Origin of the sequence: Streptomyces sp. TBY4 (assembly GCF_024213195.1) — a bacterium.
Classification (GTDB): Bacteria; Actinomycetota; Actinomycetes; order Streptomycetales; family Streptomycetaceae; genus Streptomyces.
This window is the reverse complement of record NZ_JANAVF010000001.1, coordinates 387,504-407,131: the sequence shown is the minus strand read 5'-3', so window position 1 is coordinate 407,131 and position 19,628 is coordinate 387,504. Positions and strand designations below refer to the sequence as shown.

Below are 19,628 nucleotides of genomic sequence, written 5' to 3'. Positions count from 1 at the left end.
GTGTGTCATGGTGGACCGGTGCCGACCGCCGTATCGCTGCCGGAGGACTGGCCCGCACACCCGGACCGGTCGCTCTCGCTGAACCGCATGGGCAGTTTCGACTGGGACCTGGTCACCGGTCTCATGCACATGGACTCGGCCGCCCTGGAGGTCTTCGACACCACGGCCGAGGAGTACGACGGCCGGCCCGAGTCCCTCTCGCCGCGCGTCCCGCCCGCCGAGGGCGTCAGGCTCGACGCACTGGTCTCCTCGGCCCTCAAGAGCGGGGTCGACAGCTACGGCGCCTACTTCCGCATCCGCTGCCACGACGGCTCGCTGCGCTGGACCCACACCCAGGGCCGGGTCATGCGCGGCCCGGACGGCCGCCCGTACCGGATCATCGGCATCGTCCGCGACGCCACCGAGGAGCTCAGTCATTCGGCGGAACGCCTCGGGCTGGACGAGGAGCGGCGCCGCCAGACGTCCGTGGTCGAGAGCACGACCGCCGCGCTCGCGCACGCCCGTACCGTCCAGGACGTCATCGACGCGCTCGGCGACGCCCACGGCCTGGAGCGGCTCGGATCCATGGGCATGGTGATGGGACTCGTCGAAGCCGGCCGGATCCACCTCGTCGCCGAGGGCCCCGCCGGCAGCTTCGTCCCCGGCACCCGCTACACGCGCATCGACGAGCAGTACCCCATGAGCGAGGTGGTCCGCTCGCTCCAGCCGCGCTTCCTCGACTCCGCGGCCGAGTTCGCCGCCGGGTACCCCGGGCTCTGGGCGAAGATCTCCTCCATGCACATCTCGGCGGCCGCCTACCTGCCGCTGATCGCCCAGGCCCGCCCGATCGGCGCGATCGGCCTGCTCTACCAGGACAAGGACGGCTTCACCCAGGAGGAGCGGAACCTGCTCGTCGCGCTCGGCAGCAGCATCGCCCAGAGCCTCCAGCGGGCGATGCTGCTGGAGCAGGAGCACGATCTGGCGGAAGGCCTCCAGCAGGCGATGCTGCCGCGCCGGATCCCCTCGGTACCGGGCGCCGAGATCGCCGTGCGGTACCGCTCGGCCAAGATGGGCCAAGACATCGGCGGCGACTGGTACGACGTCATCCCGCTGCCCGGCGGCCGTGTCGGCGCTGTCATCGGGGACGTCCAGGGCCACGACACCCACGCGGCGGCGGTCATGGGGCAGCTGCGGATCGTGCTGCGGGCCTACGCCGCCGAAGGGCACTCGCCGGCCACCGTCATGGCCCGGGCCTCCGTCTTCCTGCACGAACTGGACACCGACCGCTTCGCCACCTGCACGTACGCCGAGGCCGACCTCTCGACCGGCGTGCTGCAACTGGTCCGGGCCGGCCACATCGATCCCCTGCTGCGGACCCGTGACGGCGGATGCGAACGCCTGGCCCTGGAGGGCGGGATGCCGCTGGGGCTGTCCGCGGAGTTCGGGCTGCTGGAGTATCCGGTGACCACGGTCGAACTGGGACCCGGGGAAACGCTTCTGCTGTGCACGGACGGCCTGGTGGAAGAGCCCGGCGCCGACCTCGACGACGGCGTCCGCTTCCTCACCTCCCTGGTGCGCACCGGGCCGGCCGACCTGTCCCAGCTCGCGGACCGGCTGTGCGAGGTCGTGGACGACCGGGGCGGCGACGACGACATGGCGCTGCTGCTGCTCCGACGCGAGGCCGAGGAGGTCCAGCAGGCCGGCGGCCGGCTCCAGCAGCACGTGGCCCCCGGCGATCCGGAGGCCCTCGTATCGGCCCGCCACATGATCGGCGCGGCGGTCCGGGCGTGGGGCGCGCGGGACCGGGCGGACGAGATCGAGCTGATCGCCGACGAGCTCATCGTCAACGCCCTCATGCACACCGACGGCCCCGCCATCGTGACGCTGCGGGTCCTGGCCGGCCCCGAACGCCGGCTCCGCGTGGAGGTCGAGGACCGCTCCAGCGCCCTGCCGCGCCGACGGGAGGCGGGCGACTCCGGGGTCTCGGGACGAGGTCTGATGCTGGTGGACCGGCTGGCCGACGTCTGGGGCGTGGAGTCCCGGGGGAGCGGCAAGTGCGTGTGGTGCGAGTTCACCATGCCGTGAGCCCGGGCCGGCTCGAAAGTCCGTTGCGGGGCCGTCGGGGCGCCGGCCGAAGTGCCCTCTGCGACCTCGGCTCGCGCTTCGCCCGAGGGGGCGGCAGGCTGGGGGGATGCCCGAGCTGCCCGAGGTCGAGGCCCTGCGGGAGTTCCTCGATGAGCACCTCGCCGGGCGGGAGGTCGAGCGTGTCCTCCCGCTCGCCGTGAGCGTGCTCAAGACCTACGACCCGCCCCTGACCGCGCTCGAAGGGCAGCGGGCCGGTGCGACGGCCCGGTACGGCAAGTTCCTCGCCCTGCGCATCGGCGAGCTGCACCTCGTCACCCACCTCGCCCGGGCCGGCTGGCTGCGCTGGACCGACGCCTTCCCCGCCCGGCCGCCGGGCCCCGGCAAGGGGCCGCTCGCGCTGCGCCTCGTCCTGAAGGGCGGCGGCGGGTTCGACCTCACCGAGGCCGGGACCCAGAAGCGGCTCGCCGTGTACGTGGTCCGCGATCCGCAGGAGGTCCCCGGCATCGCCCGGCTGGGTCCGGACCCGCTCGGAGAGGGCTTCGGCCGCGAGGAGTTCCGCGCGCTGCTCGCCGGGGAAAGGCGGCAGATCAAGGGCGTGCTGCGGGACCAGAGCGTCATCGCGGGGATCGGCAATGCCTACAGCGACGAGATCCTCCACGCCGCCGGGGTCTCGCCCTTCAAGCTGGCCGCCTCCTTCGACGGGGCGCAGGCCGACCGGCTGTACGAGGCCGTCGGGGAGACCCTGCGCACGGCCGTCGAGCGGGCGCACGGGGTGGCCGCCGGACGGCTCAAGGCCGAGAAGAAGAGCGGGATGCGGGTCCACGGCCGCGCGGGCGAGCCCTGCCCGGTGTGCGGGGACACCGTCCGCTCGGTCTCCTTCGCCGACTCCTCGCTCCAGTACTGCGCCACCTGCCAGACCGGCGGGAAGCCGCTCGCCGACCGCAGGCTGTCGAAGCTGCTGAAGTAGTGAAGCAGCGAAGCAGTGAAGCAGGGCCCGGTTAGACTCCGGGCCATGGCCGAGGACCAGCAGCCGCAGCAGCCGCCCCGGCGGGAGGTCGTCACCGGGGTCCCGCGCGGCAGCCGCAGGAGGCCTCCCGCGCACACGCCGGCCCGGTCCGAGATCTCCGAGCAGACCACCCTGGGCGCCACCTACGTACGGGCCCTCATGCGCAGCCAGCTCCGGGCCGGACTCGTGGCCCTGGCCGCGCTGGTCCTCCTGGTGGGTCTGCTGCCGCTGCTGTTCCTGCTCCCGCGGATCGCGTCGGGTCCGCTCGTCTGGATCGTGCTCGGGGTGCTGGTGTACCCGGTGCTGTGGTGCGTGGCCCGCGCGTACGTGGCCCGGGCCGAGCGCAACGAGGCCGACTTCACCGGGCTGGTCACCGACCCGACGGAGCCGCCGGGGCCGCGGGGGCTCCGCCGGCCGGAATAGCGGCCGGGCCGGGGTTGCTCGGGCCGCCCGGGCTCAGAAGAGGTGCATCGCCAAGTGCCCGAGGGGCAGCCCGAGTTGCCAGGCGGGTGTCCAGACGCGGGCGTTCTCGTCCAGGCCGGGCGGGGTGTCGGCGTGGCCGTGGCGTCCCGGGTCGAGGTTGGTGGCGAACAGCTCCGTGTGGTCGAGCCAGCGCCAGGCCGCCCGGGCCAGCTCCAGGTCGGGGTCCTCGCCCCGGCCGCGCTCGCGGGCCTCCTCGCCCAGCGCGAGGAACCGGGTGTGGACCCAGTCGCGCCAGGGGTGCCCGTACGCCGTCAGCGACATCCACTCGTCGAGCTGCGAGACGACCCGGATCCCGGAGAGTTCGCCGGCGGCGTCCGAGAGGTAGATGGTCAGCGCGAGCGTGTCGCGTCCGGCGCGGAACTCCAGGGTGCTGACCGGGATCAGCCGGCCCGTGCGCAGCAGTTCGTCGGCGATGTACTCCGCGTAGAGCCATGCCATGGGCACCGCCAGCCCACCGTCACTGGTGCCGTTCGTACCCTCGGGCCGCACCGTTCCACCTTCTCCCGCATGCGTCGCGTGTTCCCGCCGTCAGCGCCGAGCCTTCCCTGCGCGGCTCGCGGAGCGGGGGATGTTTACTCAACTTGAACGGTCCGATGCCGGTTTCGATGCGGTTCGTGTCCGCTTCGAGGGCGTTCAGGCCATTCTTTGACGCATTCGCCACACCTCGGGACGGTGCCGTTCCTCAGGCGCCGAGTCCGTACCCGTAGCCCTGGAGGCCCTTGCGCAGGGCGCGCAGAGCGTAGTACGTACGGGACTTGACCGTTCCCGCCGGGATGCCGAGCTCGGCCGCGGCCTCGGCCACCGAGCGGTCCTGGAAGTAGACCTGCACCAGGACGTCCCGGTGCTCCGGCCCCAGTGACCCCACGGCCCGCCGCACGTCTATCGCCGTCACCGAGCCCGCCACCGCGTCCCCCGGCGCGGGCGCCTGGTCCAGTCCCTCCGGCTCCACCTCCAGGGGCCTGGACAGGCGTGCCCGCCGGGCGTCGATGGCGAGCCGCCGGGCCACGGTGAACAGCCAGGGCCGCAGGGACTCGTAGGCGCCGCCCAGGACCTCGGGATGCTGCCAGAGCCGCAGGAGGGTCTCCTGTACGAGGTCCTCCGCGCGCTGGGCGTCCCCGGCCGTGAGGCCCAGCAGGAAGCCGAACAGGGCCCGCCCGTGTTCGCGCTGGAGTTCGGCCAGTGCCTCGGGGTCGGTGCGTGGGAGGGCGGGGGCAAGGGGCACGGGAGGCTCCTTCCGGGGGTCGGTGCGGGGGCCGTCGAGGTCGACGGATCCACCCTGACCTGCACCGGGCCGCCCGGGAACCGTCCCGCCCGGGCGGTGCGCCCAAGCACCCGGGTCATCCGGTGGGCGGCCGCGCGGGGCGGTGAACGGTCGAACGGCGCGCCGAACGGCCATTGGGGTGAGCGCGAGGCCGTGCGGCGGAGCCGTTCCTTGACTTCAGGCTTCTCTTTCTATGGATTGACGGAAGATCAGATAGTCGTATCAATCGACCTCATCAAGGAGAGCCGGGACAGATGACCGCGCGCACCCGCCACGCCCTCGCCCTCCTGACCGCCGTGGTGCTGTCGGCCACGGCCGGCTGTTCGGCCGGCGGGGACCCCGCACCCGCCCGGCTCGCCGGCACCCCGTCCTCCGCGGCGCCCCCGGGAGCCCCCGGATCGACCACGGCCCCCGCCGGGAAGGGGTTCACCCTGGTCGCGAGCGGGGACGTGCTGCCCCACGAGTCGGTCATCCGGCGGGCCGCCTCCGACGCGGACGGCGACGGCTACGACTTCCGGCCGATGTTCTCCGCGGTCAAGCCGATCGTTTCGGCCGCCGACCTGGCCCTCTGCCACATGGAGACCATCTACGGGCCGGACGGCGGCCCGTTCACCGGCTACCCCGCCTTCCAGTCCCCGCCCGAGGTCGCCGACGGCCTCAAGGCCACCGGGTACGACGGCTGCTCCACGGCCTCGAACCACACCCTCGACGGCGGCGGCGCCGGTCTGAAGCGCACCCTCGACCGGTTCGACAAGGTGGGTCTCAAGCACGCGGGTTCGGCCCGCACCGAGGCCGAGGCGGGCACGGTGACGATGTACACCGCGGGCTCCGCGAAGGTCGCGCACCTCGCGTACACGTACGACACCAACGGCTACCCGATGCCCGAGGGCCAGCCCTGGGCGGTCAACCTGATGGAGCAGGAGAAGATCATCGCCGACTCCCGGGCGGCCCGGAAGGCGGGCGCCGACGTGGTCCTCGTCAGCCTCCACTGGGGCACGGAATGGCAGACCGAACCGGACGAGAAGCAGCTCGCGCTCGGCAAGGCGCTGACCGCCTCGCAGACCGGCGGCCGCCCCGACGTGGACATGATCCTGGGCACGCACGCCCACATCCCGCAGGCCTACGAGAAGGTCAACGGGACCTGGATCGTCTACGGCATGGGCGACCAGGTCGCGGGCGAGATGTTCAACTACACCGGCGCCCGGGACATGCGCGGCAACTACGGTTCCATCGGCCGGTTCACCTTCGCCCCGCCGACCGCCCCCGGGCAGCGCTGGCAGGTCACCAAGGCCGAGTTCGTCCCGCAGATGATGGACCTCCGGGCGGGCCGGGTCGTCAACCTCCCCGCCGCCCTCGCCCAGTCGCCCGGCCGCGAGGATTACGAGGAGGCCCGCGACGAGATCACCGAGGCCGTCCTCGGCCGCGGCGCGGCCAAGGACGGGCTGACGATGGCGCAGTAGCCCGGTGCGTAGGGGACCTCAGACCGCGGCGTTCGGACCCTGCACGGCCTTGACGCGCTGCATCGCGGTCAGCTTGCGCACGAAGAGGACGGCCAGCAGGGCGGCCGCGGCGACGGAGAGCTCCGCGGCCGCCATGAAGGCGGCCGCGTCGCTGAGTGCCTCGTGCGACAAGGCCGCAATGTACTGCCGGGAGGCCACGCGGTCGAGGACCGCGCTGACGACGAACGCCAGCCACCAGGCGACCACCGGGGAGCCCGACACCTGCCGGTGGGTGCCGTCGGGCGCGTACTGGGTGCTGGCGTCCCAGGTCTGCCGTGCCGTCCGGTACGGGAAGAAGAGGTTCGCGAACGGGATGAACCACCCGCCGATGGCCCAGCCGGCGGACTGGGTGAAGCCGTCGGGGCGGAACACCTGGCCGTTGCAGCGGACCCGGTGGAACCAGACGACGAAGACCACGGCAGTGGCCAGGTAGAGGACGTCGTGGAGGAAATCGAGGGGGATGGTGAGCGAGTCGAGCCCGCTGAGGCTCTCGCTCGCTTCGGCCGAGGGCCCGCTCACGAGGTCGTCCTGCAGGCCGGACCGGTACAGGCCGGCCCCGGACAGGACGAGGCTGATCCCGCCGATCGCGGACAGCAGCACGGTCAGGGCCGTCGCCAGCCCCTCGGGGGAGCGCAGCACGTGGACGCCCTGCGGAAAGGGGCCCGGCGTCGCAGACGGCGACGGATCGGGTGCGATCGAGGACATGACGGAGTACCCCCCACGGGACAATGCGCGACGTGTGACATGGAATCGGGCAGGCCCGCGGGCGGCCCGAGTCGCCCGAAGATACGTCAGTGCCGAGCCCGCCGTCTACGGTGATCAGGTTGCGTGGGCAAACCGCCGCCACGGGGCAGGGTGACAGCGGTCAGCGGCGGCCGACGACCGCTACGGAACCACGGTGACGGGCCAGCGTCCCGCCTTCACCAGGCGGACCGCCACCGAGCCCACGATCCGGTGTCCGGCCTGCTCCGAGGCGCCCACCACCACCGCGTCCGCCATCAGTTCCTCCGCCGCGCTCACCAGCCCGGCGTAGGCGTCCCCGCGGAAGGTGTGGAACTGCCAGCGGACGTCGTAGACGCCCTTCAGCCGCTCCGCGGACTCCCGGATCTCGGCCACCAGCTCCTGCGCGATCTCCTCGGTGGCCCCGGACACCGGAGCTCCCAGCGAGGCCCCGGCCGGCATCACCGGCTGGACGTACACCAGCGCCAGCAGCGCGTTCTGCCGCCGGGCCAGCCCCGCCGCGTAGGAGGCCGCGCGGAGCGAGGACTGCGACCCGTCCACCCCGGCGAGGATCACCTTCGGGCCGTCCTTGCCGCGCTCGAATTCCGTACCCACGTGCTCAGTCACCCTTCCGAGGCTAAACCCGCTCACCGCGCGAAGGGGCGCGGCCCTCCCTACAGTGCGAACCATGAGTGCCACCGTGGAGGAGACGCGCGGGACGCGCGCCAGCCGCAGCCGCTTCCTGAACCGGGTGCCCGATGCCTTCGGAGCGTTCTTCGGAACGCTCGGACTGCTCTGCGCCCTGCTGGCGCTCTCCCCGACGCTGCGCCGCCTGCTGCGGCCCGTCGTGCGCTTCCTCGACGCCGTCGTCGTGCCGGTCAGCGCCAACCTCGCCTACGCCGTCTTCCTCTTCCTCCTCGCCGCCGCGCTCGGCATGCGCAAGAAGGTCGCCTGGTGGATCGTCGTCACCTATTTGGCCCTACTGGTCCTGGTCGACGTGCTGACCGTGGCCGAGGAGGACTACTGGGTCGGCTTCTCCTCCATGGCGATCGCGATCGCCGCCCTCGTGATCCTGATCGCCGCGCGCAAGGAGTTCAACGCCGCCTCCCGGCCGGGGGCCCTGTGGCGGGCCATGCTCGTGCTCGGCCTCGGCCTGCTCGCGGCCGTCTTCCTCGGCTGGGGCCTGGTCGCGCTGTTCCCGGGAACCCTGCCCCGCGGGCAGTGGCTGGACTGGTCCGCCAAGCAGGTCTTCGGCGGGCTGTTCTCCGCCCGGCAGTTCGACGGCCACCCGCCCCGGCCCCTCTACTTCCTGCTCGGCCTCTTCGGCGCCCTCGCCCTGCTGAACGCCGCCGCCACCCTCTTCCGCTCGCAGCGGCTGACCGCCGCCCTGCACGGGGACGAGGAGCCCCGCATCAGGGCCCTGCTCGGCGCCTACGGGCGCAACGACTCCCTCGGCTACTTCGCCACCCGGCGCGACAAGGCCGTCGTCTTCGCCCCGAACGGCAAGGCCGCCGTCACCTACCGGGTCGAGGCCGGCGTCTGCCTCGGCAGCGGCGACCCCGTCGGCGACCCGGCCGCCTGGACCCCCGCCATCGACGCCTGGCTCGCCGTCGCCCGGCGCTACGGCTGGCAGCCGGCCGTCATGGGCGCCTCCGAGGAGGGTGCGACCGCGTACGCCCGCTCCGGGCTCAGCGCCCTCCAGCTCGGCGACGAGGCCATCCTGCACGTCGCCCACTTCGACCTCGACGGCCGCGACATGCGCGTCACCCGCCAGGCCGTCAACCGGGTCAAGCGCACCGGAGCCACCACCGTCATCCGCCGCCACTCCGCCCTCTCGCAGGACGAGATGCAGATGATCGTGGACCGCGCCGACAAATGGCGCGACACCGAGACCGAGCGCGGCTTCTCCATGGCCCTCGACCGGCTCGGCGACTCCGCCGACGGAGACTGCCTGCTCGTGGAGGCCTTCGACGACAAGGGCGAGCTGATCGCCCTGCTCTCCTTCGTGCCCTGGGGCAAAGACGGCATCTCCCTCGACCTGATGCGCCGCGACCGGGCCGCCCCCAACGGGGTCATGGAGTTCATGGTCGCCGAACTCTGCGCGGCCGCCCCGGGCCTGGGGGTGCGCCGCATCTCCCTCAACTTCGCCGTCTTCCGCTCCGCCTTCGAGGAGGGCGGCCGGATCGGCGCCGGTCCCGTCCTCAAGGTCTGGCGCAAACTGCTGCTCTTCTTCTCCCGCTGGTGGCAGCTGGAGGCGCTGTACCGCTCGAACGTCAAGTACGGCCCCGAGTGGTACCCGAGGTTCCTCTGCTTCCAGGACGCCGGCTCGCTCGCCCGGGTCAGCCTCGCCTCCGGCATCGCCGAGGGGTTCGTCTCCGTCCCGAGCATGCGCACCCTGTGGGGCAACGGCCACCCGCGCGGGCTCACCGCCCCCGCCACCACCGCCGGCCTGCCGCCCATCGAATCCCTCGGGCTGGAATCCGTAGGGGAGGAGGGCGGGGGCGCGCGGGCCGAGCGGCTGCCCGAACAGGTCCGGGTCCGGCACGACAAGCTGGAGCGGATCCGGGCCGCCGGCACCGACCCGTACCCCGTCGGCATCGCGCAGCGCACCCACACGGTCGCCGAGCTGAAGGCCGCGCACCCCGGCTACCCGCCCGGCAGCCGCACCGGCTCTCCGGTCACCGTCGCCGGACGTGTGATGGTCGTGCGCGACCTCGGCGGCGTGGTGTTCGCGGTGCTCCGCGACTGGTCGGGAGACATCCAGCTGATGTTCACCCGGGACGAGGCGGGCGCCGCCGTGCTCGGCTCCTTCACCTCCCAGGTGGACTTCGGCGACCACGTGGTCGCGAGCGGCGAGGTCGGCGCCAGCAAGAGCGGCGAACTCTCCGTGGTCGTGGACTCCTGGCAGCTCACCGGCAAGTGCCTGCGCCCGCTGCCCGACAAGCGCAAGGGCCTCGCCGACCCCGAGGCCAAGGTCCGCCGGCGCTACCTCGACCTGGTCGCCAGCCCCGAGGCGCGCGAGGTCGTACGGGCCCGCTCCAGCGCCGTCCAGGCCCTGCGCCAGGGGCTGCTGGACCGGGGCTACCTGGAGGTCGAGACCCCGATGCTCCAGCAGATCCACGGCGGGGCCAACGCCCGGCCGTTCCGCACCCACATCAACGCCTACGACCTCGACCTGTACCTGCGCATCGCGCCCGAGCTGTACCTGAAGCGGCTGTGCGTGGGCGGCATGGAGAAGGTCTTCGAGATGGGCCGCACCTTCCGCAACGAGGGCGTCTCCTACAAGCACAACCCCGAGTTCACGATGCTGGAGGCCTACCAGGCCTTCGCCGACTACGACGTGATGCTCGACCTGACCCGCGAGCTGATCCAGGGCGCCGCCACGGCCGCCTTCGGCTCGCCGATCGCCCACAAGGCCGGACCGGACGGAAAGCTCGTCGTCCACGACATCTCCGGGCCCTGGCCGGTCAAGACGATGTACGGGGCGATCAGCGAGGCACTGGGCGAGGAGGTCGACGCCGACACCGAGGAGCACGTCCTGCGGAGGCTCTGCGACCGTGCGGCCGTACCGCACACGCCCGACAACACCCGGGGCGACGTGGTCCTGGAGATGTACGAGCGGCTGGTGGAGGAGCGGACCAAGCTGCCCACCTTCTACAAGGACTTCCCGACCGACGTCTCCCCGCTCACCCGGCAGCACCGCAAGGACCCCAGGCTCGCGGAGCGCTGGGACCTCGTGGCCTTCGGCACCGAACTGGGCACCGCCTACTCGGAGCTGACCGACCCCGTCGAGCAGCGCCGCCGGCTGACCGCGCAGTCGCTGCTGGCGGCGGGCGGGGACCCGGAGGCGATGGAGCTCGACAACGACTTCCTGGACGCACTGGAGTACGCGATGCCGCCGACCGGCGGACTGGGCATCGGCGTCGACCGGCTGGTCATGTTCCTCACGGGTCTGACGATCCGGGAGACGCTGCCGTTCCCGCTGGTGCGGCGGGGCTGACGGGCGCCACTGCTCCGAGCGGGTGAGCGGCGGGAGCCGTGTCCGTGCCTCTCGACATCTGCGGCGATGTCGTTGATACGTAGTAGTAATGAAAAATGACGAGCCGACAGTAGGGCGACGCGTGCTCCTGCGCTCCGCCGTCTTCCTCGGAGTCGCCGCCGCCGCAGGGCTGCTGACGAGCGGCGAAACGAATCTGCCGACCTCCGGCGCGGGGACTCCTGCGGCGGGAGCCGGGGCCGGACCCGGGGCGGGTGGAGCCGCGGGGCCCGGTCCCCTCACCGGAGCCCCCGCCGGGCTGCCGCAGTTCCCGCGCGGATCCCCGTACCGGCTCGAACCGATGACCTCGGAAGGGGTCCCGGAACGCCCGCCCGCGGCTAAGCCCGCCGTACGGACCCGGCCGATCCTGGAACTGCCCGCCGGCGCGAGCACGGCGAGCGCCATCACCCTGACCTTCGACGACGGACCCGACCCCCGCTACACCCCGGCCATCCTGGACACCCTCGCGCGCCACGGAGTCCGGGCCATGTTCTTCGTCTGCGGGGAGATGGCGGTCGACAACCAGGACCTGCTGCGCAGGATGGTGGCCGAGGGACACGTCATCGGCAATCACACCTGGACCCATCCGCTGATCCCCAAGCTGAGCCGGCCGGCCCTGGCCTCCGAGATCGGCCGCACCAGCGAGGTCGTCCAACAGGCCGTCGGCACCGCCCCGCTGTGGTTCCGGGCGCCCTACGGGGCGTGGAACCGGGCCGCCTTCGAGATCGGCGCGGAGCTCGGCATGGAACCGCTCGCCTGGACCGTGGACTCCCTGGACTGGAAGGAGCCGGGCACCGCGTCGATCGTGTCGCGGGTCCTCAGGCAGGCCGCGCCCGGAGTGATCGTGCTGAACCACGACGCGGGCGGCAACCGCTCGCAGAGCGTGCAGGCGCTGGCGAGCTACCTGCCGCAACTGCTCGGCCGGGGATTCCGGACGACACTGCCCGAGCTGCCGCCGCGCTGACGGCCGTACCCCGCGCGCGCGGCGGCGGTGTGCCGGCCGCCGCCGCGCGGGGCCGGTCGGCGGGCTTCCGGTCGGCGGGCCTCCGTTCAGCGGGTCTCCGGTTCAGCGGGCCTCCACCATCCGCGCGAACACGACGACGTTGCCGTCGTAGCCGCGCCCCTTCGCGTAGCCGCCGCCGCAGGTGATCACCCGGAGCTCCGGGTGCCCGGTGTCCCCGTACACCCGGGATCCGGGGAAGGTGCTCTTGGAGAAGACCTCCACCCCGTACACCTCGAACACCGCCGTGCGGCCGTCGTAGCGCGCCACCTCGATGCGGCTGCCCTTCTGGACCGAACCCAGTCCGTAGAAGACCGCGGGGCCCTGCGCGTTGTCCACGTGGCCCACGATCACCGCCGAGCCCTGCTGGCCCGGCGAGATGCCGTTGAGGTACCAGCCGGCCAGGTTCTTGTCCTGCGGGGGCGGCGCGTCGATCCATCCCTGCGCGTCCAGCCCGACCGTCATCACCGGTGCGTCCACGCTGATCGACGGGATCCGGATGCGCTGGACCGACGAGTGGTCCAGCACCTCCATGTCCGGCGCCGGCACCGGCAGCTCGGCCGGTGCCTGGTCGGCCTGCTGGCCGACCGCCGTCCCGGCCGGTGCGCTGACCGCCGCGGCCGCGGCCGGCTGCGGGGGTCCGCCGCCCTCCTCGGCTCCGTTGCGCATCATGGCGAGGCCGCTGAGCATGACCAGCGCGATCGCGCCCCAGGGGGAGCGTCTCCTCGGCGGCCTCTCACTCTCGTCCTCGAGCATGGTTCTCCCTTCCCGACGCGGGGGTCCCGACCCGCGTTCCTGTCCCACCCCTGCACGCCCTACTTCACGCACGCTAAGGCGGTGCGTGCGGGACGGCGATCGGGGAAGGGCGAACGGGTGGTGGGGCCGGAAGGGATGCGCCCATCCAGGTAATCGTCACATAAATGCCTGACGGGTCGTGACCTGCGGATCCGTCAGGATGCGCGTCCGCGCATCGGCGTGTCGCTCAACCTTGCGGCCCAAAGGCGGACATGCGCTGGTTGCGGACCGGATCGAGGGTTCGTGATGGGAGGCGTTCTCGTCGATCTGCCCGGGCCACCGCTCCGGGGCGCTTTCCGCTGGAGGTTCCACCATGCGTGTTCTCCGCGCTCTCACCGTGACCGCGGCGGCCACTTGCGCCGCCCTCGCCCTCAGTGCCCCCTTCGCCTCCGCGAACCCTGCGGGCGGTCCGCCCTCGGGAGGAAACGGCGGGCCCAGCAATGTCACGGTCAACCCGTACTCCGTGCACCAGGGCTCCACGATGCAGGTCAGCGCGGCCGGCTGCGGCCACGGCGGCATCGTCTTCTCGCACGGCAACTTTCCGCAGACGAACCTGTCGGCCGGCTCCATCGGCTTCGCGACCGTCCGGATCTTCAACCACGCCTCGCCCGGGCACCACACGCTGTCGGTCAAGTGCCACGACAACAGCCTGGTCGCCACGCACCGGTTCACGATCCTCGACGGACGCGGCGCCCAGGGAGGCCTCGGCGGCTCCCTCGGCCCGTCCACCACCGAGACCGCCATCGGCGCGAGCCTCGTCGGTGCGGCGGCCCTCGGGGCCGGTGCCCACGTGCTGCGCCGCCGGCGCCCGCTCCGCGGCCGGGCCTGACCGGCCGACCTCCCCGGTCGGCCCGGACAACCGCCGGTCGCCCCGTGTCCTGGCCCGGACACGGGGCGACCGGCGGTTGCGGGGGGTATGGAGTTCTGTCGCGGGGACGGATTTCAGTGGATGCGGCGGATGTCCCGGCGGCGCAGGGCGAAGCCGAGACCGACCAGCCCGCCGAGGACGAGCCCCGCGCCGGCGCCGAGCTTCAGGGGATCGAGCCCGGCCACGCTGCCGCCGAGGCCGCCGCGGACGCCGAGGGTGGCGCGGCGCGAAGCACCCGTACCGGTGCCGGTGCCGGTGCCCGCGCTGGTCCCCGTACTCGTACCGGCGACCGCGCTCGGGCTCTTGCGGGCGCCGACGGTGGAGCTGGTCGTGGGCCGGCCGGTGCCGCCGGCGATGGTGAGGTCGGCCGAGCCGGTCTCGCCCGCGCAGGTGAAGGAGACGGAGTACTGGGCTCCGCGCCGCGCGTCCCGGTCCACGGTGACCCGTGCGGTCCTGCCCCGGTCGATGCTCACGGTGTCGAAGACGCCGGAGGAGACGGTGGCGAAGGCGGCGTTGCAGCCGGTGACGGACAGCACCACCTGGCCGCCGGGGGCGACCGTCGAGGGGGTGATGGCGAAACCGAAGGAGGTGATCGGCGCGGCCTCGGCCGCACGCGCGGCGGGCGCGGCCACCGCACCGCATAGGAGGAGGGCACCCGCCGCGGCGGCGCCCAACAAGGCTGTGGGGGAGGTGGGTATCGCGCCCATGGTTGATTCTCCGGATCCCCGAGGAGCAGCCGCGGAACGGTTTCCGCACGTGGGGGGTCGTGCGCCTCGATGTCCGCCACGCTAGGTCCGGGCGCGGTGACCCGCGATCAGGAACGGGCGAATGGGGCACGGCCGTAGGCCGAACCGGGGACGGGAGGCCCGTCCCCGGTTTGGCGGGCCGCGGTGTCAGTCGCCGCCCAGGCCCAGATGCGGGAACTGGGACAGGAACGGTTCGGCGGTGGCGGCGATGCCCCGGCCGAAGGGGGCGTCGAAGTCCCAGATGAGGAACAGCAGGAAGGCGATCAGGGCACTGAACAGCCCCGCCAGCAGGAGTTCCCGGAAGGAGCGCCTGATCTGCAGGGTGAAGATCAGCCCCACCGTCACCAGGGCCCCGGCGATCAGGCCGAACCAGACCACCCCGGGCATGGTCGCCCCGGCGCTCTGGCCGCGCGCGTTGCGGGCGTCGTCGACCGCGGCGACCTGGTCCACGAGCGGCTGGTACGCCTGGCCCTCGTGGTCGGTCTGCGGTTCGTAGTCCGTCACATCACGGCGGATGCGGTCCAGCAGCTCCCCGCTGCGGGCCGTCAGCTCGCCGTTCTCGGCCATCTCCTTCCATTCGGTGTCGACGACGTAGCTCACGTAGGCGTCCACGTCGGACCTGATCTTCTGGCGCACGTCGGGCGGGTAGACCTCGGAGCGGACGCTGATCTCGTGCAGGGCCTGCGATTCCTGGCGCACGTATTCCTGGGCGGCCCCGCGGCCCTCCCAGACGCCGGCGATCGCCAGGCCCAGCACGATCGCGTAGATCACGCCGATCATCATCGTCATGTACTCGATGACGTCCGGGGTTTCGCTGGGATCGTCGTCCTCACCGATCCGGCGCTGGTTGAAGAAGGCGATGGACAGCACCACGGCACACGCCGCGGCCATCGCGAGGGACAGGACGAGCCATTCCGACAAGATGACTCCCAATCGATTACGGGGTGGAAATGCGGCGGCCCTAGCGCGGGCGCAGCGCGACGATCGCGAGCACCGCGGGGGCAGCGGTCATCAAGGTGAAGGTCACCGGTGAGATGTGGCGCTCGACCGGCTTGCGGGCGGCCGCGCGGTAGGCGGGGCGCTCGACCGGCTTCTTGGTCACGCTGACGGGGATCGCCCGGGGCGGCGCCGGCGGTGCGGGTGGCTTCGCGGCGGGTTTCGGGACCGGCTTCGGAGCCGGCTCGGGGGCCAGGGGAGCGGGAGCCGGGCGTACGGGGGGCGGGGCCGGTGCGGGGGGTTTCGGCACCGGCTTCGGAGCCGGCGGAGGTGGGGGCGGTGGCGGTGGCGTGGGGGGAGGCGGCGGTGTCGGCGTCGGTGTCGGGATGGGCAGGGGCTTCGGCGGAGGGGGCTTCGGGGTGGGCTTGGGCGGGCACGGCGGGGGTGGGGGAGGCGGCGGTGGGCAGGGCGGGTGGCCGTGGTGGCCGCCGGGGCCGTGACCGTGTCCGCCGTGGCCGTGACCGCCGTGACCGTGTCCCTTTCCACCGGGGCCCTGGCCGTGGCCGCCGGATCCGCCTCGGTTGCCGCGGTCGCCCCGGGCTCCTTGGTTGCCGTGGTCGCCGCGGCGGTCCTGGAGGTCCCGGCGGTCCTGGCGGCCGCGGTCGTCGTGACGTCCGCCACCTCTGATGCCCCCGGTCGCGCCGCCCAGGGCGGACACGGCCTGCCTGGCGGCGGCCATTCCGTCGCCGGAGTCGATCGTCGCGTAGGCGCTGCTATCGGCCATGGCCGGTGTCGCGGTCAGGGCCGCCCACAGGAGGACCGGGACGGCCAGCAGGCGCCTGGAAGAGGCTCTTTTCACCCGGGGATCATGGGGTCGCGCGCGCCCGCGCGAAGGAGGGTTGAGCTTGGTTCGCCTGAACGGGTGAGGCTTTGGCTACGGAGGTTTGAGCCAGATTCGCTTCGCCTCCGATCGGTCACCGACCTTTTCCCAAAAGGTATTTGTCGGTTTCGGTCATTCCCTGGCGCCTGCCCGCCGGGCCTTTGGCGTGTGATGAAGAACGGATCGCCAATTTCCGCTTTCGCTCGCTCCGTTGGGCAATGATCAGTACATTCGGCTCGGACAGCAGTCCGACGCGTCCGGACCACTGCAGGACCAAGGCTTGGAGACCCCGATGGAGCGCCCCTCCTGGGCCCCGCCAGGCATCGACATATCGGTGCCGAGCGTGTCCCGTATCTACGATTACTACCTGGGCGGCTCCCACAATTTCGAGGTCGACCGGCAGGCGGCCCGCCGGGCCATGGAATTCATGCCGGGCCTGCCCAAGATCATGCAGGCCAACCGGGCTTTCATGCGCCGTGCCGTCCGGCACGCCGTCGACGAGGGTGTGACGCAGTTCCTCGACATCGGCTCCGGCATCCCCACCTTCGGCAACGTCCACGAGATCGCCCAGGCCGCCAGCCCCGAGGCGCGCGTGGTCTACGTCGACCACGACCCGGTGGCCGTCGCCCACAGCCAGGCCGTCCTGGCCGGCACCGAGCGGACCGGGGTCGTCGCCGCCGACCTGCGCAAGCCCCAGGACATCCTGACCGCCCCCGAGGTCGCCCGCGAGCTCGACCTGAGCCGCCCGGTCGCCCTGATGCTGGTCGCCGTCCTGCACTTCCTGGAGGACGCGGACGAGCCCTACGCCGCCGTCGCCCAGCTGCGCGACGCGCTGGCCCCCGGCAGCCTGCTGATCCTCACGCACGCCTCGTACGAGGGGATCCCGCTCTCGCAGGAGGCGGCGAGCGGCACCGTCGACGTCTACCGGGAGATCCGCAACCCCCTCGTCATGCGGGACGCGGAAGAGATCCGGCGCTTCTTCGACGGCTTCGACGTGGTCGAGCCCGGACTGGTCTCCATGCCCGACTGGCGGCCCGACACGACCGGAGGCCCGGAGGGCGGGGCTGTGGACGAAGACCCCTACGCCTTCTCGGGCTTCGCCGGAGTGGGACGCAAGGCGTGAGACTGCCGACGCAGACGGCGGACGACCCGGCCGCGCCGCAGGGCGGTCTGGAGGACCGGATCGGACGGTTCGCGACCATCTGGGGGAGGGCGATCTTCCCGGTCACCGCGACCTCGCTCACCCGCGGCGAGTTCGAACGCCACCTCGTACCGCTCACCCGCACCCTCGTCGAGGCCCTGCGCGCCCGCCCCTTCGACGCCTCCACCGGCCAGCGGGTCGGGGAGGAGCTCGTCGCGGTCCACTGCACCGACCCGGAGGCGCTGGCCGGCACGCTCGGCGTCGTCGAGTCCTACCTGGTGCTGTACTGCGGTCCGGAGGGGCCCGGCGCCGAGAGCGTCGAGGGGACCGAGGAGTACCGGTCCCGCTGCGCCCGGCTCCAGCACGGCATCGCGGCCGGATTCGCCCGCGCCCTGCGCGAGCGCACGCTCAGGGAGCAGGAGGCCATCGCCCGTTCCGCCCTGACCGCCCGCATCGACGCCCAGCAGGCGCTGCACGCCAGCGAGGCCCGCTTCCGGGCGGTCTTCGAGGGGGCGGCCATCGGGATCGGCATCGCCGACCTGGAGGGCAACGTCCTCGAGGTCAACGACGCGCTGCTGCAGATGTTCGGCGGCATGGACGGGCACGTCCGGGGCCGCAACGTCAGCGAATGGGGCCACCCCGACGACACCCCGCACGTCTGGCGGATGTACGGGGAGCTCGTGCGCGGCGAACGCGAGAGCTACCGCGTCGAGAAGCCGTACTACCGGCACGACGGGACCGTGCTGTGGACCAACCTGACGGTCTCGCTGCTGCGCGACGCCGAGGGCATGCCGCAGTACCAGCTGGCCCTGATGGAGGACACCACCGAACGCCGGCTGCTGAACCTGCGCCTGCGCTACGAGGCCACCCACGACGCCCTGACCGGCCTGCCCAACCGGACGCTCTTCTTCGAGCGCCTGGAGAAGGCCCTGAGCGGTGCCGGCGGTTCCCGCTTCGGCCTGTGCTACCTCGACCTCGACGGCTTCAAGGCGGTCAACGACAGCCTGGGCCACTCGGCCGGTGACCGGCTGCTGGTGGAGGTCGCCGACCGGCTGCAGAGCTGCGCGACCGGACCGGGCGAGGTGGTCGCCCGGCTCGGCGGCGACGAGTTCGTGGCGCTGACCACCGGCCCCGACACCGAGGAGAAGGCCACCGAACTCGCCGTCCGGATCCTCTCCGCCCTCTCCGTCCCGATCCGGCTGGAGGGGCGGGAGCTGACGGTCCGGGGCAGCATCGGCATCGTCGAGGGCCCGGCCCGCGAGCGCACCCCCGCGGAGGTGCTGCGCAGCGCCGACATCACCATGTACCGGGCCAAGGCGGCGGGAGGCAACCGCTTCGAGTTCGCCGACGCCGCCGCCGACGCGCGCGCCATCACCCGGCACGGGCTGACCAACGCCCTCCCGGCCGCGCTGGAACGCGGCGAGTTCTTCATCGAGTACCAGCCGCTGGTCCACATGCACGACGGCAGCGTGCACGGCGCCGAGGCGCTGGTGCGCTGGTCGCACCCGCAGCACGGGGTGCTCGGCCCGGACCGGTTCATCCCGCTCGCCGAACGCACCGGACTGATCGTGCCGCTCGGCCGCTGGGTCCTGGAGGAGTCCGTCCGCCAGGCCCGTGCCTGGCAGCACCAGCAGGGCGGCGCCACCCTGCGGATCAACGTCAACCTGTCCCCGACCCAGCTGCACCACCCCGGCCTGGTCGCCGACACGATCCGCGTCCTGGAGTCCTCGGGCCTGTCTCCGGGCACGCTGTGCCTGGAGGTCACCGAGTCGGCCCTGATCGGCGCCGACGACGAACTCCTCGAACCGCTGCGCCGGCTCGCCGCCCTGGGCGTGGACATCGCCCTCGACGACTTCGGCACCGGCTACTCGAACCTGGCCAACCTGCGCCGCCTCCCCGTCAGCGTGCTGAAACTGGACCGCTCCTTCACCAAGGGCATGCAGCAGCACCCGGCCAACCCGGTCGACGTCAAGATCGTGGAGGGCATAGTCGCCCTGGCCCACAGCCTCGAACTCGCCGTCACCGTCGAAGGCGTGGAGACCGGCGCCCAGGCCGCCCAGCTCCGAGCCCTCGGCTGCGATACGGCCCAGGGCTGGTACTACGCCCGCCCGGGCGCCGCCGACCGCATCCACACCCTGTCCCTGTCGGACGCGGTACCCACCCTCTGAGCACCGCCGGGGCCGCCGGCGTCGA

General features: G+C 72.6%; 17 protein-coding genes. 9 read left to right on the top strand and 8 right to left on the bottom strand.

Annotated elements, in window-relative coordinates:
* From NLX94_RS01930 to NLX94_RS01920, 3 genes are all read left to right on the top strand, one after another.
* Nucleotides 1–2,064, top strand: coding sequence for a SpoIIE family protein phosphatase (locus tag NLX94_RS01930; protein WP_254380767.1), 2,064 nt, complete (start codon nucleotides 1–3; stop codon nucleotides 2,062–2,064).
* A gap of 106 nt (nucleotides 2,065–2,170) precedes the next feature.
* Complete coding sequence (locus tag NLX94_RS01925) at nucleotides 2,171–3,031, top strand: Fpg/Nei family DNA glycosylase (protein WP_254380766.1); 861 nt, start codon at nucleotides 2,171–2,173, stop codon at nucleotides 3,029–3,031.
* Between the two features lie 45 nt (nucleotides 3,032–3,076).
* A complete protein-coding gene (locus NLX94_RS01920; RefSeq protein ID WP_254380765.1) occupies nucleotides 3,077–3,493 on the top strand; it encodes a hypothetical protein in 417 nt (138 codons plus the stop codon).
* Nucleotides 3,494–3,526: 33 nt separating this feature from the next.
* Here the strand turns inward: NLX94_RS01920 and NLX94_RS01915 are convergent, their stop codons facing one another.
* Together NLX94_RS01915 and NLX94_RS01910 are read right to left on the bottom strand one after the other, a co-directional pair.
* Nucleotides 3,527–3,991, bottom strand: a complete 465-nt coding sequence (locus NLX94_RS01915; protein ID WP_243341408.1) for a hypothetical protein — start codon at nucleotides 3,989–3,991, stop codon at nucleotides 3,527–3,529.
* A gap of 244 nt (nucleotides 3,992–4,235) precedes the next feature.
* On the bottom strand, nucleotides 4,236–4,775 hold the full coding sequence (locus NLX94_RS01910; RefSeq protein WP_254380764.1) for a sigma-70 family RNA polymerase sigma factor: 540 nt from the start codon (nucleotides 4,773–4,775) through the stop codon (nucleotides 4,236–4,238).
* A gap of 293 nt (nucleotides 4,776–5,068) precedes the next feature.
* On the opposite strand from NLX94_RS01910, the gene NLX94_RS01905 reads away from it, so the two are divergent.
* On the top strand, nucleotides 5,069–6,274 hold the full coding sequence (locus tag NLX94_RS01905) for a CapA family protein (protein WP_254380763.1): 1,206 nt from the start codon (nucleotides 5,069–5,071) through the stop codon (nucleotides 6,272–6,274).
* Between the two features lie 18 nt (nucleotides 6,275–6,292).
* On the opposite strand, the gene NLX94_RS01900 is transcribed toward NLX94_RS01905, so the two are convergent.
* Together NLX94_RS01900 and NLX94_RS01895 are read right to left on the bottom strand one after the other, a co-directional pair.
* On the bottom strand, nucleotides 6,293–7,018 hold the full coding sequence (locus NLX94_RS01900; RefSeq protein WP_254380762.1) for a DUF4328 domain-containing protein: 726 nt from the start codon (nucleotides 7,016–7,018) through the stop codon (nucleotides 6,293–6,295).
* Between the two features lie 180 nt (nucleotides 7,019–7,198).
* A complete protein-coding gene (locus NLX94_RS01895; RefSeq protein WP_254380761.1) occupies nucleotides 7,199–7,660 on the bottom strand; it encodes a universal stress protein in 462 nt (153 codons plus the stop codon).
* A gap of 61 nt (nucleotides 7,661–7,721) precedes the next feature.
* Between NLX94_RS01895 and lysX the strand changes: the two genes are divergently transcribed.
* Both lysX and NLX94_RS01885 read left to right on the top strand, forming a co-directional pair.
* Entirely contained in the window at nucleotides 7,722–11,033 is a 3,312-nt protein-coding gene (gene lysX / locus NLX94_RS01890; protein ID WP_254380760.1) for a bifunctional lysylphosphatidylglycerol synthetase/lysine--tRNA ligase LysX, read from the top strand.
* Nucleotides 11,034–11,121: 88 nt separating this feature from the next.
* Entirely contained in the window at nucleotides 11,122–12,033 is a 912-nt protein-coding gene (locus NLX94_RS01885; protein WP_254380759.1) for a polysaccharide deacetylase family protein, read from the top strand.
* 102 nt (nucleotides 12,034–12,135) lie between these two features.
* Here NLX94_RS01885 and NLX94_RS01880 read toward each other — a convergent pair whose 3' ends face one another.
* Entirely contained in the window at nucleotides 12,136–12,825 is a 690-nt protein-coding gene (locus tag NLX94_RS01880) for a class F sortase (protein WP_254380758.1), read from the bottom strand.
* 352 nt (nucleotides 12,826–13,177) lie between these two features.
* Between NLX94_RS01880 and NLX94_RS01875 the strand changes: the two genes are divergently transcribed.
* Nucleotides 13,178–13,693, top strand: a complete 516-nt coding sequence (locus tag NLX94_RS01875) for a hypothetical protein (protein ID WP_254380757.1) — start codon at nucleotides 13,178–13,180, stop codon at nucleotides 13,691–13,693.
* Between the two features lie 113 nt (nucleotides 13,694–13,806).
* On the opposite strand, the gene NLX94_RS01870 is transcribed toward NLX94_RS01875, so the two are convergent.
* The 3 genes from NLX94_RS01870 to NLX94_RS01860 form a co-directional block, all read right to left on the bottom strand.
* Nucleotides 13,807–14,439 (bottom strand): hypothetical protein, encoded by a 633-nt coding sequence (locus NLX94_RS01870; RefSeq protein ID WP_254380756.1) that lies wholly within the window; start codon nucleotides 14,437–14,439, stop codon nucleotides 13,807–13,809.
* Between the two features lie 186 nt (nucleotides 14,440–14,625).
* The gene (locus NLX94_RS01865; RefSeq protein ID WP_254380755.1) at nucleotides 14,626–15,399 is read right to left on the bottom strand and encodes a DUF4239 domain-containing protein; all 774 of its coding nucleotides are present in this window, start codon (nucleotides 15,397–15,399) and stop codon (nucleotides 14,626–14,628) included.
* Between the two features lie 40 nt (nucleotides 15,400–15,439).
* Nucleotides 15,440–15,580 (bottom strand): hypothetical protein, encoded by a 141-nt coding sequence (locus tag NLX94_RS01860; RefSeq protein WP_254380754.1) that lies wholly within the window; start codon nucleotides 15,578–15,580, stop codon nucleotides 15,440–15,442.
* 1,006 nt (nucleotides 15,581–16,586) lie between these two features.
* Here NLX94_RS01860 and NLX94_RS01855 point away from each other — a divergent pair.
* Together NLX94_RS01855 and NLX94_RS01850 are read left to right on the top strand one after the other, a co-directional pair.
* Nucleotides 16,587–17,417, top strand: a complete 831-nt coding sequence (locus NLX94_RS01855) for an SAM-dependent methyltransferase (protein ID WP_254380753.1) — start codon at nucleotides 16,587–16,589, stop codon at nucleotides 17,415–17,417.
* Nucleotides 17,414–19,603, top strand: coding sequence for an EAL domain-containing protein (locus tag NLX94_RS01850; protein WP_254380752.1), 2,190 nt, complete (start codon nucleotides 17,414–17,416; stop codon nucleotides 19,601–19,603). Before NLX94_RS01855 ends, NLX94_RS01850 begins: the two co-directional genes overlap by 4 nt.
* Nucleotides 19,604–19,628 lie beyond the last annotated feature (25 nt).

Coding starts and splice junctions, on each gene's coding strand:
- NLX94_RS01920 (WP_254380765.1), top strand. CDS start 3,077: ATGGCCGAGGACCAGCAGCCGCAGCAGCCGCCCCGGCGGGAGGTCGTC.
- lysX (WP_254380760.1), top strand. CDS start 7,722: ATGAGTGCCACCGTGGAGGAGACGCGCGGGACGCGCGCCAGCCGCAGC.
- NLX94_RS01885 (WP_254380759.1), top strand. CDS start 11,122: ATGAAAAATGACGAGCCGACAGTAGGGCGACGCGTGCTCCTGCGCTCC.
- NLX94_RS01880 (WP_254380758.1), bottom strand. CDS start 12,825: ATGCTCGAGGACGAGAGTGAGAGGCCGCCGAGGAGACGCTCCCCCTGG.
- NLX94_RS01855 (WP_254380753.1), top strand. CDS start 16,587: ATGGAGCGCCCCTCCTGGGCCCCGCCAGGCATCGACATATCGGTGCCG.
- NLX94_RS01870 (WP_254380756.1), bottom strand. CDS start 14,439: ATGGGCGCGATACCCACCTCCCCCACAGCCTTGTTGGGCGCCGCCGCG.
- NLX94_RS01905 (WP_254380763.1), top strand. CDS start 5,069: ATGACCGCGCGCACCCGCCACGCCCTCGCCCTCCTGACCGCCGTGGTG.
- NLX94_RS01875 (WP_254380757.1), top strand. CDS start 13,178: ATGCGTGTTCTCCGCGCTCTCACCGTGACCGCGGCGGCCACTTGCGCC.
- NLX94_RS01900 (WP_254380762.1), bottom strand. CDS start 7,018: ATGTCCTCGATCGCACCCGATCCGTCGCCGTCTGCGACGCCGGGCCCC.
- NLX94_RS01925 (WP_254380766.1), top strand. CDS start 2,171: ATGCCCGAGCTGCCCGAGGTCGAGGCCCTGCGGGAGTTCCTCGATGAG.
- NLX94_RS01915 (WP_243341408.1), bottom strand. CDS start 3,991: ATGGCATGGCTCTACGCGGAGTACATCGCCGACGAACTGCTGCGCACG.